Annotated in this window: 12 protein-coding genes; all 12 read right to left on the bottom strand. The window is 34.3% G+C overall.

Annotated features, from left to right (window positions below):
• Positions 1-57: 57 nt before the first annotated feature.
• Positions 58-2,322: a methyl-accepting chemotaxis protein gene (locus BX659_RS19445; protein WP_097018449.1), complete on the bottom strand. Its 2,265-nt coding sequence runs from the start codon at positions 2,320-2,322 to the stop codon at positions 58-60.
• Positions 2,323-2,619: 297 nt separating this feature from the next.
• Entirely contained in the window at positions 2,620-3,102 is a 483-nt protein-coding gene (locus tag BX659_RS11595) for a chemotaxis protein CheD (protein ID WP_253250759.1), read from the bottom strand.
• Positions 3,103-3,173: 71 nt separating this feature from the next.
• A complete protein-coding gene (locus tag BX659_RS11590) occupies positions 3,174-5,159 on the bottom strand; it encodes a methyl-accepting chemotaxis protein (protein WP_253250758.1) in 1,986 nt (661 codons plus the stop codon).
• A gap of 7 nt (positions 5,160-5,166) precedes the next feature.
• Positions 5,167-6,222, bottom strand: a complete 1,056-nt coding sequence (locus tag BX659_RS11585) for a protein-glutamate methylesterase/protein-glutamine glutaminase (protein WP_097018446.1) — start codon at positions 6,220-6,222, stop codon at positions 5,167-5,169.
• Positions 6,223-6,434: 212 nt separating this feature from the next.
• Entirely contained in the window at positions 6,435-7,277 is an 843-nt protein-coding gene (locus tag BX659_RS11580; RefSeq protein ID WP_097018445.1) for a CheR family methyltransferase, read from the bottom strand.
• Positions 7,267-7,830 carry a chemotaxis protein CheW gene (locus tag BX659_RS11575; RefSeq protein WP_172431925.1) on the bottom strand — a complete coding sequence of 188 codons (564 nt, stop codon included), beginning with the start codon at positions 7,828-7,830 and terminating at the stop codon, positions 7,267-7,269. The genes BX659_RS11580 and BX659_RS11575 overlap by 11 nt, the downstream gene beginning before the upstream one ends.
• A 46-nt stretch (positions 7,831-7,876) precedes the next feature.
• Positions 7,877-8,251, bottom strand: coding sequence for a response regulator (locus tag BX659_RS11570; RefSeq protein WP_308870993.1), 375 nt, complete (start codon positions 8,249-8,251; stop codon positions 7,877-7,879).
• 76 nt (positions 8,252-8,327) lie between these two features.
• A complete protein-coding gene (locus BX659_RS11565; RefSeq protein WP_097018442.1) occupies positions 8,328-10,421 on the bottom strand; it encodes a chemotaxis protein CheA in 2,094 nt (697 codons plus the stop codon).
• A 43-nt stretch (positions 10,422-10,464) separates the two neighbouring features.
• The gene (locus tag BX659_RS11560; RefSeq protein ID WP_097018441.1) at positions 10,465-10,845 is read right to left on the bottom strand and encodes a response regulator; all 381 of its coding nucleotides are present in this window, start codon (positions 10,843-10,845) and stop codon (positions 10,465-10,467) included.
• A 3-nt stretch (positions 10,846-10,848) separates the two neighbouring features.
• Positions 10,849-11,130 carry an STAS domain-containing protein gene (locus tag BX659_RS11555; protein WP_097018440.1) on the bottom strand — a complete coding sequence of 94 codons (282 nt, stop codon included), beginning with the start codon at positions 11,128-11,130 and terminating at the stop codon, positions 10,849-10,851.
• A gap of 197 nt (positions 11,131-11,327) precedes the next feature.
• A complete protein-coding gene (locus tag BX659_RS11550) occupies positions 11,328-13,178 on the bottom strand; it encodes a hypothetical protein (RefSeq protein WP_097018439.1) in 1,851 nt (616 codons plus the stop codon).
• Positions 13,179-13,447: 269 nt separating this feature from the next.
• Positions 13,448-14,740: a 3-phosphoshikimate 1-carboxyvinyltransferase gene (aroA, locus tag BX659_RS11545; protein WP_097018438.1), complete on the bottom strand. Its 1,293-nt coding sequence runs from the start codon at positions 14,738-14,740 to the stop codon at positions 13,448-13,450.
• Positions 14,741-14,747 lie beyond the last annotated feature (7 nt).

Below are 14,747 nucleotides of genomic sequence, written 5' to 3'. Positions count from 1 at the left end.
TTCTATAAAGATTATCAATTACCTATTTGAAGCTAGAGGAACTTTATGTTCACCTTACTAAAATATCTCAAAATTTTCTTCATCAATCTTCATTATTCTATCTAACCTTCTATGATTATTGCTTTTTTTATCAGCTACGCTTTTATTTTCCTGAAAATTATTATATTCATTAACTGAATTTAATCTAAACCTTCCGACTACTTGAGATAAATTCTTCGCCTCTCCATTTAATAACTCACTAGAACTAGCGATCTCCTCTACCATCGAAGCATTATCCTGGGTAACCTGATTTAACTCCTCTACTGCTCCTTGAATCTGATTAGCAGCAGAACTTTGTTCCTCCATAGCAGCAGCAATCTCTTCAATAGCTTGGGCAGTCTGATTACTATTTTGCACAATCTCCTCTAAGGAATAGCCAGTCTTTTCTACCAATTCATTCCCCTCTTCAATCTCTTCAATAATAGTACTAATTAGATTCTCTATCTCCTTAGCTGACTCAGCAGTTCTAGCCGATAAGTTTCTCACTTCAGCAGCTACTACTGCAAAACCTTTACCATGCTCTCCAGCTCTAGCTGCTTCTACTGCTGCATTTAAGGCCAAGAGATTGGTTTGAAAAGCGATATCATTAACTACATTAATAATATCTGAAATTTCCTTACTCCTTGCTGTAACCTTTGACATTGACTTCATTGTTTCTCCTACTATCTCAGAACCTTTATTCACAACTTCTCTATTATTTTTAGCAAAGCTACTTGCTTCTTCAGAACTAGCAGCTACCTCTTGAATTGATGCATTAATCTGTTCAATTGTAGCTGATACCTCTTCTAAAGAAGAAGCCTGTTCTTGAGTTCTTTGAGATAAATCCTGATTACCATTAGCAATCTCATCACTAGCAGTATCTACAGTAATTGATGAATCTTGTACCTGAGCCAAGGCCCTATTTAATGAGTCAATTGTCTCATTAAGACTATTTGCCATTTTTCCCAACTCATTTTTAGCTTCAACAGTTACCTTGCTAGTAAAGTCCCCCTCTGCTACTCTGCTTAATACTTCTTCTATATCCTGAATAGTCTCTTGTAAGGAACTAATAGCTAAGTTAAGACTTTTAGCCATACTTCCTAACTGATTATCTGTCTTAATATTGACTTTTTCACTAAAGTCTCCATCAGCTACCTTAGCCAATATTCTCTCAAATTCATTAATAATATCATTCAAAACATTAACAGTTCTATTAAGATCTCTTCCCATCTCACCAATCTCATCATTTGTTTCAACCTCAACAGTATTAGTAAAGTCACCTTCTGCTAGCCGTGCTAACACTCCCTTCACCTTATCAATTGGTTTGATAATAGAACGAGTAATCAACAAAGAGATGACTATCCCTATAATAATTGCTAATAATCCAATAATCAGGATTGTCTTATTACTCTTAGAAATTGTATTTCTCATATCCCCCTTTTGAACTTCGGCTAAGCTCTGTAAACTCTGCTCAACTGCAAGAGCTTCAGCCATCAACTCTTCTTCTAATGAATTTTGTTGATAGATAGCCTTTGTATAATCAATAAAAGCAGTCCTATACTCACTTATATCTAAAATGAGCTGGTCTAATTTCTTACGCTCTTCTACTTCATCAAGGTCTAATTTTCCTTTGGTCTCTTGGACCTGCTCTATTATCTTCTCAAGTTCTAATTCTACTAAAGTAGCATCTTCCTGCTCTTCACTAATAATAAAGTTTCTCTCATCTGTCCTTATAGTCAATACATCTTTAATTATTCTATTACTATCATCAGCAACCTCTATATTATTCTCAACTACCTCATCAGCACTGTTATTAGCCAAAGCCAATTTAACATCTGCTGCTTGATTCTCCCTCACTTCAGTAGCTAGTTTGATAGCAACTCTAGCATTTTCCACCATTACTTTAGACAACTCTTCTCTTTGACTATGTTGGAGGATATATTTAGAAAAAGAGTTCTTATAATCACTTATATTAGTTATAATTTTATCTATAATAACTATATCACTTTCTTTAGTAAATTTTGCTTTAATCTCCTTAGCATCTACTAAAATATCTTCAACCCTGCTTTCAACTTCACTGATATACTCTTCATTTTCACTTAATATGAAGTTCTTCTCTTCTTTTCTAATATCCAGCATACTTTTAATCATTCTATTAGCATCATCTGCTAAGCTTACTTCATCTTCTACCAATTTCATTCCAGCAAGACTAAGATAGCTTACTAATAGTGTTAACAAGATTATAATACCAAAACTTAGAAATAACTTTGTTCCAATTTTCAGATTTTTCAATTTATTCTTCACCTGCCTCACTCCTTCTCTTTAATTCCTTCTTAACTAAATCCCAATTATTTTTAAGGATATTCTTTATTAATTCTATAACCAGCTACAAACCCCTCCATCTTTTTAAATTAATTTCCATTTATTTATATTGTTATTTTCATAGCTAGTAGACCTTAATGGGAGTATTAAGACAGTTTATTAATCAGTGACGAGTGACGGATAACGAGTAAGAAACTATTCTCATCACTCGTTACTGCCTTAATATCTCCCTATCACACCAGTTTTAACTAACAGGATCTCTAATATCAATTAATTTTATCAACTACTCTGCGGTCTAAACCTTCTAACATAGACATCCCCATTGGATAAGAGATAAATCTGCCTACCATATCTTTCTCCTACATCTTTAGCTACAATTGGGATAGAATAGCTTTGAAGGCTCTTTTTTGTAAACTCTATATTTGCTCTAGCAACATTATCAGAAACTATACTTGTAACTTCTCCCCCTCCAAAGACTTTTGCCTTTATATTAGTAACAGATGACCCTTGGTTTATCATCTCTCTAACCAATAAATCTATAGCATCCACCCCATACTTACCATCCTTAGCATTACTTTTCTTATAATTTTTAGTTGGAAGCATAAAATGATTCATCCCGCAGACAGAATTTCTATCATCTATTAAACAAACCGCTATACATGACCCTAATAAAGTAGAGATAATAATATCTGAATTATCATTAACATAAATATCCCCTGCAAATATCTCTTTTACAACCTTATCTCCAATGAATTTTACCACAAATACCATCACCACTTTATAAATTTTAAAAAATAAGAGGTGATTTATAAATCACCTCTTATTTTTAAAGATTAAAATCTTTCAAAATCATCTTCATTAAATTTCTTATTATCTTTTAAAAGATTAAAGATCTCATCATCTCTATAATCTTCCTGTCCGATTTTAGTAGAAACTTGCTTTCTAGTACTAACATTACTGAACTTAAATCCACTGATAATATTAGCTAGTTCATTAGCCTCATCATTTAGTGAATCACTAGAACTTGATATCTCCTCTACCATCGAAGCATTCTGTTGGGTAACCTGATTTAACTCCTCTACTGCACCTTGAATCTGACCAGCAGCAGAACTCTGTTCCTCCATAGCTACTGCAATCTCAGCAATCGCTTCAGAAGTATGCTTACTATTCTCTACTATCTGCTGTAAAGAGTTGCCTGTCTCCTCTACCAAATGATTACCCTCTTCAATCTGGCTGATTATATTGCTAATTAAGTTCTCTATCTCCTTAGCCGACTCAGCAGTCCTAGCTGATAGGTTTCTTACCTCTGCTGCTACTACTGCAAAACCTTTACCATGCTCGCCTGCTCTAGCTGCTTCTACTGCTGCATTTAAGGCTAACAAGTTCGTCTGAAAAGCAATATCATTGACTACATTAATAATTGCTGCAATCTCTTTACTACTTGCAGTAATCTTGCTCATAGATTCCATCGTTCTCCCTACTACCTGTGAGCCCTCTTCTATGACCTCCATAGTCTTAGTTGCTAAATTGTCAGTATTATCTGAGCTAGCAGCTACCTCTTGAATAGAAGCTGTAATCTGCTGGATTGTTGCTGAAACCTCCTCTAAAGATGATGCCTGTTCTTGAGTTCTTTGAGATAAATCCTGATTTCCACCAGATATCTCCTCAGATGCATTACTGACATTGATTGAGCTTCGTTGTACCTTGTGCAAGACTTCACTTAATTGGTCGATAGTTATATTTAAACTCTTGGCCATCTTACCAAGCTCATCATAACTTCTCACCTTAGACTTTTCCGTAAAATCTCCCTTAGCAACCTTAGCTAAAACCTGTTGTACCTCTTGAATTGCTTTGGCAATAGAACCAGAGAGCAAGAATACAATTATGGAGATAATCACTAATAATACCCCATAACCAATTGCAGACTTCTTAAAGATCTCATCAGCTGCTACAGTCAGTTCTTTAACTGGAACAGTCAAGGCTAAAGACCAATTTGCCTCCCCTATTGGATGATAATAAACATATTTATCTATCCCCTCATAATTATAACTTGCTTTACCAAAATCACCAGAAATCATATTCTCTGATATACTAGCCAATTCTGTTGATATTTTACTATTATTAGAGTTTGTCAAATCTAATTTCAAAATATTCTGCCTATCTGGATGGGCAATAGTTAATCCTATAGAATTAAGTAGATAAGCATAGCCAGTCTGACCTAATTTAAAGTCATCTACAATCTCTTGTAAAGGACTTAAGAGTACATTTCCTGCTAAAACTCCTATCATCTTACCAGACTGATCTGTTAGTGGAACTGTAACTGTAAAGATATCTTTACCACTCAGTTTAGAATTGACTGGATCACTGATAAACATCGACTTACTCTCTTTAACCTGCTGGAAGTAATCTCTTTTACTTAAGTCATATACACCTCTATCCTGGGTAGTCCAAGCTTGTCCATTAAGATCTATTAACATCAAATTAGCAAAGGTTCCTTGTAAAGAGTTTGCTTTTAACTTATCTATGATAACCCACAACTCTTCTTGTTTCTGGTTCCAACCCTCCTCTAAATTAACAGAATTAGCTAACAGCTTGACTTCATTCTCCTTAGCAGTCAACCAATTATCGATTAATTTAGCGTTATTCTTAACCTGTTCTAGACCATTGCTTTCTACAGTAGCTGTTACATTATCTATCACCAGATTATAATTCTGATAAAGCAAAGCCAATAATGTAGTTACTAAAGGTACTAGTATAAATAATAATAGCTTATTACGTACAGTCATCATCTTCTTAATAGATTTAAACAAAACAACCACCCCTTCTCTAATCATTTAATAAGTCGATAACTTTACTGGGTATTTGATTCAAAGCAACTATTTCACTAGCAGCTCCCAGCTCTATTGCCTGTTTAGGCATACCAAAGATAGTGGAGGTCTCTTGGTTTTGGACTAAGGTATAGCCTCCAGTATCTTTAATCATCTTCAACCCTTTAGCTCCATCCTTGCCCATACCTGTCAGAAGAACCCCAATAGTCTCAGCTCCTGCAATCTGAGCTAAACTGCCAAAGGTCACATCTACTGCAGGGCGTTGATAATTAACCTTAGGTCCAGTAATTAATTTACTATAATAACTACTTCCTTTTTTGATAATCTTCATATGATAACCACCTGGAACTACTAAGGCTTGACCAGCTAGTACTTGATCCCCATCTTCAGCCTCTTTGACCTTGATTGAACTTATCTTATCTAAGTTATCTGCAAAGGTTTTGGTGAAGCCCTGAGGCATATGCTGCACAATAATTATACCTGGACTGCTTTTAGGAAAGTGGGGCAATATATTCCTAATTGCTGTTACCCCACCTGTAGAAGCTCCGATAGCAATTAGCTTATTAGAGGTATCTTTTTTCAACTGGATAGATTTATCAGCGATATGTAGACTATGAGATTTTAACTTTCTAATATCTACCTTAGCCGCCGTCTCTACCTTGCTTATAATCTCTCTTTGAAATTCCCTTTTCTCCTCTTTATCACTTAAATTAGGCTTAGCTACAAAATCTACAGCACCTAACTCCAGAGCCTTTAGAGTAACTTTACTTCCACTTAAGGTCAAGGTACTGACCATTACAACAGGTAACGGATGGGCAATCATTAGCCTCTTTAAAAACTCTAAACCATTCATCTTAGGCATCTCTACATCAAGGGTCAACACATCAGGATTAAGCTCCTTGATTTTCTGTACTGCCAAATAGGGATCACCAGCAGTCCCTACTACTTCTAGCTGATCACTTTGCTCTAAAGTTACTCTCAATAACTGCCTTACTACAGGGGAGTCATCGACTATTAAAACCCTTATCTTCCTCTTTAGATTTAAACCACTCATCTATACCCCCCTTTCTTATTAGGAAATTATTAATCTATTAACAATTTTGCTGGAAATTCCTATACTATAAAAAATCAATTTAATAGTTTTTAGTCTAAGTCTAAGATTGAATTCAACTAAATCTTGTATTTTGCTTTCTTTGAAACTATTTAGTCTTGATCTTAAACTCAAACTTAATCTAATCATACAATTCACTCTTAAAGTGAGTTATTCTAATTATTATATGAAATCTTTTGATAAGTAGTCTTAGCTACTAAAGCCCATTCTTTTGAAAATTTGTGACTGATAGGAATAGATTCAGAATGTCCTAAAAACAAATAGCCTCTGTCCTTTAGCTGCTGATAAAAGCCTTCTAAAACCTTATTTTTAGTCTCCTCTTTAAAGTAAATAAAGACATTACGGCAGAAAATAAAATCTAGCTTTGCCTGAATTGGATAAAGACCACTTTGATTTAAATTCAACCTCTGAAACTTGATCATCTTTCTTAAGCTATCCTTTGCTTTAAAGAGACCTTGATTTTCACCAGTACCAAGCTTAAAGTACTTAGTTAACAAATTATAAGGGATATCCTTTACTTGCTCAAAATGATAGATACCCTCTTTGCCAATCTCCAAGACTTCAGTATTGATATCAGTAGCCAGTATCCTTATATCCCAGCCCTTATTAGAAAAGAACTCCTTCAATACTATAGCTAAACTATAAGCCTCTTCTCCACTAGAACATCCTGCACTCCAAACCCTTAGGGTCTTATCCTTTCTTGTAGCTAATTGTGGCAATACCTTATCTTGGAGAAATTGAAAGTGATATTCTTCTCTAAAGAATCTAGTTACATTTGTCGTTAATAGATTATATAACTGAACCAGCTCTGCTTGATTGGAGTTCAAGTAGTTATAGTAATCTTCAAAGTCAGCTAACTTTAACTGTCTTAACCTTTTAGAGAGGCGTGAAGTAACCATTGCTTTCTTCTTATCAGACAAATTAATACCGATTCTATCAAAGATCAATTTACTGAATTTTTGAAAAAGCTCGCTATCAAGTAGATAATTATAATTCATCTTGCTCCTCTTTCTCTTGATTCTCTTCTGCTAAAACCATATTTGTATCTAAATTATTGATCTTTTTAAAGTTCTCAAAAGAGATTAATCTTTCTAACTCTAATAGCATAATCAAACGATCCTCTACTTTGGCCATACCTTTAATAAATTTGGTATCAATATCTGAGCCAAATTCTAGATTATCCTGAATATCTTCTGTAGAGAAGCTAATAATATCTGAGACCTGATCAACAATAACCCCAATGATCTTATCCTCTACTTCTAAGACGATGATGACAGTAAATTCATTATATTCACCAAAATCAAATCCAAACTTTTTCCTTAAATCAATGACTGGAATTACTTCACCTCTAAAGTTGATAACCCCCTTCATTACCTCTGGGGTATTTGGTATTTCTGTAGGCTTAATATAACGGATAATCTCCTGAACCCTTAAGACATCAACACCATATTCCTCGTTCACTACCTTAAAAGTTAAGAATTGATTCTCTGCTGAAATATTGGTCAACTGCTGATTTAAGATATTCATAGTATTATCTTTACTCTCTTTCATCTTAATATGTCACCTCACCTTGAATTATTTGGCTTTCAAATAGAGATTATACTACTTCAAATTGCCTTTTTAGTCGTTCTATTCCCTTTTGAACCTGCTTTTTCTTAAAAGGTTTTACTAAAAATCCTTTCGCACCTATTTCTAAAGCCTCTAAGACCATTGGCTTTTGCCCCATGGAACTACACATGATTATATTGGCATCAGAATCAAAGGATATAATCCTTCTAGCAGCCTCAATCCCATCCATCTCTGGCATAACAATATCCATAGTTACAAAGTCTGGTTGAAGTTCTTTATACTTTAAACAAGCTTCAAAGCCATTTTCAGCTTCACCTACTATCTCATGCTCCATCTCTTCTAAAAGCTGCTTTAATAGATGCCTTACCACATAAGAATCATCAACAATCAATACCTTCTTCATCATAACCCACCCCTTAAATCAGTTAATAGTTAATAATCAATAGTGAATAGTAAATAATTTAATTTCTAACTCTTAACTACCTTAGTGCCATCTTAATAATCGTTGAAATATCTAAAATCATAGCTACATTACCATTTCCTAAGATAGTAGCTCCTGCCATTCCTTCTACATAAGTATAATTATCCTCTAAACTCTTAACTACAGCCTGCTGTTGTCCTAAAATTTCATCTACTAACAGACAAGTCTTCTTACCCTCATCATGAACAACAACTACTATAGCTTTAGTGGGATCAGTCTCTTTAGCTTCGATATTAAATAAGCTATGTAGCCTTGTTAAAGTTATATAGTTATCTCTAACTTTAACAACCTCACCTTTTCCTTTAACGGTTTTAAGATGTTCTGGTGCTGGTTGAATGAACTCATAAATTGCATTCATTGGGATAATAAAGTTCTCTTCCCCTACTTTAATTGCCATCCCATCAATAATGGCCAAGGTTAATGGCAATTTGATTTTAAAGGTAGTACCTTGATTGAGTGCAGTAGAGATATTGACTGTTCCTCTTAATCTCTCGATATTACTTCTAACTACATCCATCCCTACCCCTCTACCAGAGGTCTCAGTTACAACCTGGGCTGTGGAGAAACCTGGAGCAAAGATTAATTGATAAATATCTTCATCCTTTAGCTTATCTTCTCTATTTACTATTCCTTTATCTATAGCTTTTCTTAATATTTTATCTTTATCTAAACCTGCTCCATCATCTACAACCTTAATAATAATACTTCCTTCTTTATGATATGCACTTAAAGTAATCTTTCCAACTCTATTCTTACCTTCCTGCTCTCTTTCTTCTGGAAGTTCAATACCATGATCAATAGAATTTCTAATCATATGTTTAAGAGGGTCTGCTATCTGTTCAATAATATTCTTATCAAGCTCTGTCTCTTTTCCTTTAATTTCTAAAGCAATCTCTTTTCCTTGCTTTTTAGAGAGATCACGTACCAACCTTTTAAAGCGGATAAAGGTATCACCGATTGGAACCATCCTTACCTTCATAATCTCTTCTTGTAAATCTTTGATTCTCTTGTCAACCTCATCAAAAGCAGTTACAAACTCTGTCTCTTTATTATTATGGAATTGAAAGACTAAATCCCTTACTTTTGCCTGACTAATTACCAGCTCAGCCATACTATTCATCAGCTGCTCTAGCTTATAAGTATCAACCTTGATACTACTCTTTTCTTTAATATTTCTGACCTTAGTCTGTTCACCAACTACCTTCTCTACCTGCTTCTTACTTACCTTACCTCTTTTGGATAGAATCTCTCCTATTCTATTTTGCTCCTCTAAAGCCTCTTCAATATCCTCTTCCTCTACAATACCTCGTTCTACAAGTATCTCGCCTGTCAGCTTTTCTGCTAGAGTCTGGTCCAATCCATCTTTAAAGTCCTCTGTAACCTCTTCAATTTCAATCTCATTATAAAACTCAATAAAGATAAAGACATCCTGCAACCTCTTTAAAGAGTCACTTGTCTTGACAAATATAGTCAAAGTCAGATAGCAACCCTCTGGATTCAACTCATATATCTCAGGTATTCTAGAAAGATTAACATTAATATCTAAAACGTCACAAAAGTCTGACAATTCTTTGATCAAACCTAGAGGGTCTGTCCCAGTCTCAAAGAGATTATTATTCAACTTTAGCTTAATCCGATAGACACTGTCCTCTTCACTAAGCTTTTGTTTCTCCTCTACAAAATCCTTAGCACCTTGATTACTAACAGGGGCTTCTAAAAAGAATTTAAATGCAGTACTTATTTCAATAACCTTCTGTTGGTCAACATGATACTCTGGATTAAATATCTGCTTAACCATAGCTTCTATAATATCTCTACTCTCTAATAATAGGCTTATAATTTCATAATTGATTTGCAAAGAATGATTTCTAATCTTATCCAATACATCTTCAGCATGATGAACAAAGTCAGCTATATCTGTTAACCCAGTCAAACCTGCACTACCTTTAAGTGTATGCATACTTCTAAAGATTTTATTAATCAGTTCATCATCTTGGGGATTTCCCTCTAGCTGTATTAAATCAATCTCTAATTCTTCTAATATCTCTTCAGATTCTTCAACAAAAATATTTATTAAAGTCTCTTCTCCCATTCAATTCCCCCCAATCTATAAATTTATATCTCTATAGAACTAGTTAACGGACAAACTTCTTAACAACACCAATTAACTGCTCTGGTGAGAAAGGCTTCACCAACCATCCTGCTGCCCCTGCTTCTTTCCCCTTTAATTTCATCTTGTCTTGGGACTCTGTAGTTAAAATTAAAACGGGGACGAACTTAAAGTTTCTATTCTTTTTTACCTCAGAAGTAAAGGTAATCCCATCCATATTAGGCATATTAACATCAGTAATTATCATCTTTGGTCTATCAGTTATACTAGAATTATCCTCTAGCTTCTCTAATCCATCCCTACCATCTTCAGCTAAAATCACCTCATAACCTTCCTTCTCTAAAGTGTATTTTACTGAAGAACGAACAGTTCTAGAATCATCAACTACTAAAATTTTCTTTGCCATCACTTACATCTCCTTTCTTAAAGTCAATATACTATCCATTCCAAATAAGGTTAAACTCTCTTCAACCTCATCAGCTAAATTAATCAATTCCAAAGTGGACCCTTGATTTAGCAAAGTCTTCTCTAAAGAGAGTAATAACTGTATTCCTGCAGCATCAATATACTCTAACTTATCACAATCAAATAAGACTCCATTAGAGTTTAGCTTCTCTAAAATCTCCTCTCTAAAAGAGGCCACATTATATATAGTTAGCTCTTCTGGTAAGACAAGCAACAATTTTTCCATAAAAATTCCCCCTCTTTAAAACTAATAATAAAGAATAATAATAGATTCTGTAATGAGTTAACTTTAAGTTTAAGGCTAAATAGCCTAAAATTAAGGATCTAATTTAACTCAAGCCTAGGCTCAAATTAATTTATCTATAGTAAATCTATTAAAATAGACGGTTTTATAAGATTTGTAAATCACCAGAAAGCTTTCATCTAAAACAATGTCAATTCCCCACCTTCACTACCAGTATCGATCTCTAAATCACCAATCTCTTCTTGAGCTGTCTTTCTCTCTAAATAGCTTGTAAATTTATCGATCAGCTCTTGTAACCGTTCATTACTCTCTTCAAAATTTATATCTTTAGAATTCTCTAAATAATATTCCTTGATATTAGAAGTCTTTGACTTTAATTTAGACAAAAAAGATAACACCTGTTGTCCTTGCTCCTCTAAAAGATAAAATTTCTCCATCTCTGTCGTAAGAGCAGCCAACTCCACTCCTAAAGAATCTATTGAAAAATGTAAAGACTCCATCGCCTCTTTAACCAACCTTCTGCCAGTTAACAGACCCTCCTTAGAGCTATTTACAATTTCCTTAGAGCTATTTATATTCTGTTTATTCTTTAATGCAAACTCTAGGAAGGTACTATAATCACTTTGTAATTTATCCTTAAGTTGCTGATAAAGTTCCTTATTGTCCTTGCTGGAATTGATAAATTGATTGATAGCCTCTTCTATTCCATTGACAAAGGAGTGTTTAGTGCCCATTATATGAGAAAATTCAATTTTAGCCATTAACTCTAACTTCTTAAACCTCTTAGCTACCTTATCAATCTCCTCTAAGCCTTGCTCAATTCCTTCCATATTGTCATAAAAACTATCTTTATCCCTAATTAAACTGTCATATTTGTCCTCTAAGCTATTCATCTTGGAGGTAAATTCAGGAATGAAGGAAATTAATTCTTGATAGATTCTATCTAAGCTATCAGCTCTATCTAACCCCTTTCTATCTTCTGATAAAAGCTCTCTAATCTTATCATCCTCTTCTTTTAAGCTGATAAGATTCTCATTGATCTTCATAAGCTTATCACTTATGTTGAAGATAGACTCCTCTAATTGGCTTAAGATATTCTCCATCAATCCCCTAGAAAGACCTGCGACATTATCTATAAAGATAACCATATCTATAAACTTACTCTCTTGGTACTCCTCCAAATCTAGGGTATTAACCTCTACCTCTAAAGTCACTAAAATCTCTATTAAATTCTCTAAATTCTGCCTAATAATATCTTGATATTGGAGTAACACAATAATATCATAAATCGGTTCTACACCTATCTTAATATGTTCTATAAAGTCCCTTAATATATTAGATATCTTCTCTAATGACTCTAATACATCTGTAAAGATCTCTTTAGTCCTATCCTTAGATTTATCGCCAATCTCATCTTCAATTGCTGCTAAAGCTCGTAAATTATCAACAAACTCTTCATACCACTCCTGTAAAATAAGTACATTACCTTCAATCAAACTATACTTAGCTTTAATATCATTTGAAAGGCGATTAATCTCATTAGAGATTACTCCAAAACCAGCTCCATTGTTTTCAGCTTTGATTGAAAATATAATCGCATTAATTGATAAGTCCTTAAGATCAGTCAAAGAATCATTTAGTTCTTTAGTCAAGGTCAATATTTGAGAGAACTTGCTCTCTTCATCATCACTATCCATAATAAAATCAGATAAGATATCAATAATATCACTTCGATCCAATAAAGAGTTATAAACCTCTCCAATCTGACCTTGTAAATCCTCTAAGATATTTGATAATCTAAAATCTTGACTATCCTCCAAAGGTTGATTATCCTCTACAAAATAATTGACCAAGATCTCTGTCTCTACTATTGTCTCATCGATACTTTGCTCAATCACAGGTAATTTATCTGAGATCAAACCATAAAACTCCTCAGTCTTATCAATAATCCTTCTCAATATTTCTATATTATCGCTAAAATCATAACCTATTATCTCTTTAAACGCTTCTAAAACATCATCTTTTTTCAATATATCACCCCATCTTATATAGACAAGATTCTTTACTTAATTACTTCGACTATTATTGAAAATTTCCTCTCTTTTCTTTAAAATTAAAAAGATTTTCAACTTTTTTGTAAAAAATGCATTTAGCTTTTGTTTATTAATCCTTAGACAAATGGCTTAATATCGGTATATTGCAACACTTTGGATATTAGGAGGGGAGATATGGTTTGATGGATTAATGACAAAAAATAAGAGAAGACAGATTAATCTGCCTTCTCTTGGTGAAGTTTAAATTATTTTGATAAACTATCTAATAATTCTTTAAAGTTGGGAAAAGAGATATTGATACATTCAGCACCTTCTACCTCTACTGCGCCTTCAGCAATCAAACCTGCTACTGCCATAGACATAGCAATCCGGTGGTCATGATAGCTCTGACAAGTCACTCCACCTGTTATCTGCTGCTTACCTACAATCTCCATTCCATCCTCTCTCTCCTTAACCTCTACACCCAATCGAGTCAATTCCTTGACCATAGCATCGATTCTATCAGTCTCTTTAACCCTCAATTCTTCAGCATCCTTAATAATAGTCTTTCCTTCTGCCTGACTAGCTGCTACTGCTAGAATTGGAATTTCATCTATTAGAAGAGGGATTAAATCACCATCAATTACCGTTCCCTTTAATTGACTACTCTTAACCTTAATATCTGCTATTGGCTCACCATTGACATCACGTTGATTTAACAACTCAAAGTTCCCCTTCATCTTTCTTAAAGCCTCAATTACACCATCTCTAGTAGGATTTAAGCCAACATTCTCGATAATTATCTCTGATCCTTCGGTAATCATCGCTGCTACCATCAAAAAGGCTGCCGAAGAGATATCACCAGGGACAACTACCTTTTTACCTGTTAATTTTGGATTACCTTCTACCTTAACTGCTAGACCATCAACCTCGATATTAGCCCCAAAGTACTCTAACATCCGCTCAGTATGATCTCTAGATTTGGCAGGTTCTCTAACTTCAGTTACCCCTTCACCATATAATCCAGCTAATAAAACAGCTGATTTAACTTGAGCACTGGCTACAGGAGAATCATAGGAGATACTATTTAATTCACCTTTACCAACCACTGTAATTGGTAAAAGGTTAGCATTATCACGCCCGTAGAACTCTCCACCCATAGTACTTAAAGGCTTAGTTACCCTAGCCATCGGTCTACTTTTTAAAGAATCATCACCAGTTGCTACAGAGTAAAACTTTTGCCCTGCTAATATCCCTAGCATCAAACGAGTAGTAGTTCCTGAGTTACCAAAGTCCAATAAATCCTTTGGCTCTTTTAACCCTCTTAAGCCTACCCCATGAACTACCATCTGATCAGTACCAACACCCTCAATCTTAACTCCCATATCCTGAAAGGCTTTAACTGTACTCAAACAGTCCTCACCTGTTAAAAAACCCTCTATCTCTGTCTTCCCTTCAGCTAATGATCCTAACATCACAGAACGGTGAGAGATAGATTTATCTCCTGGAACTTTTATTCTACCCTGTAAACCACCCTTAGCTTCTACTCTCAATCTCATCTCTAAT

The sequence above is a fragment of the Orenia metallireducens genome (assembly GCF_003001995.1).
Taxonomy (GTDB): Bacteria; Bacillota; Halanaerobiia; order Halobacteroidales; family Halobacteroidaceae; genus Orenia; species Orenia metallireducens_B.
The sequence above is the reverse complement of the archived record's forward strand: the minus strand, read 5'-3'. Positions and strand labels throughout refer to the sequence as shown.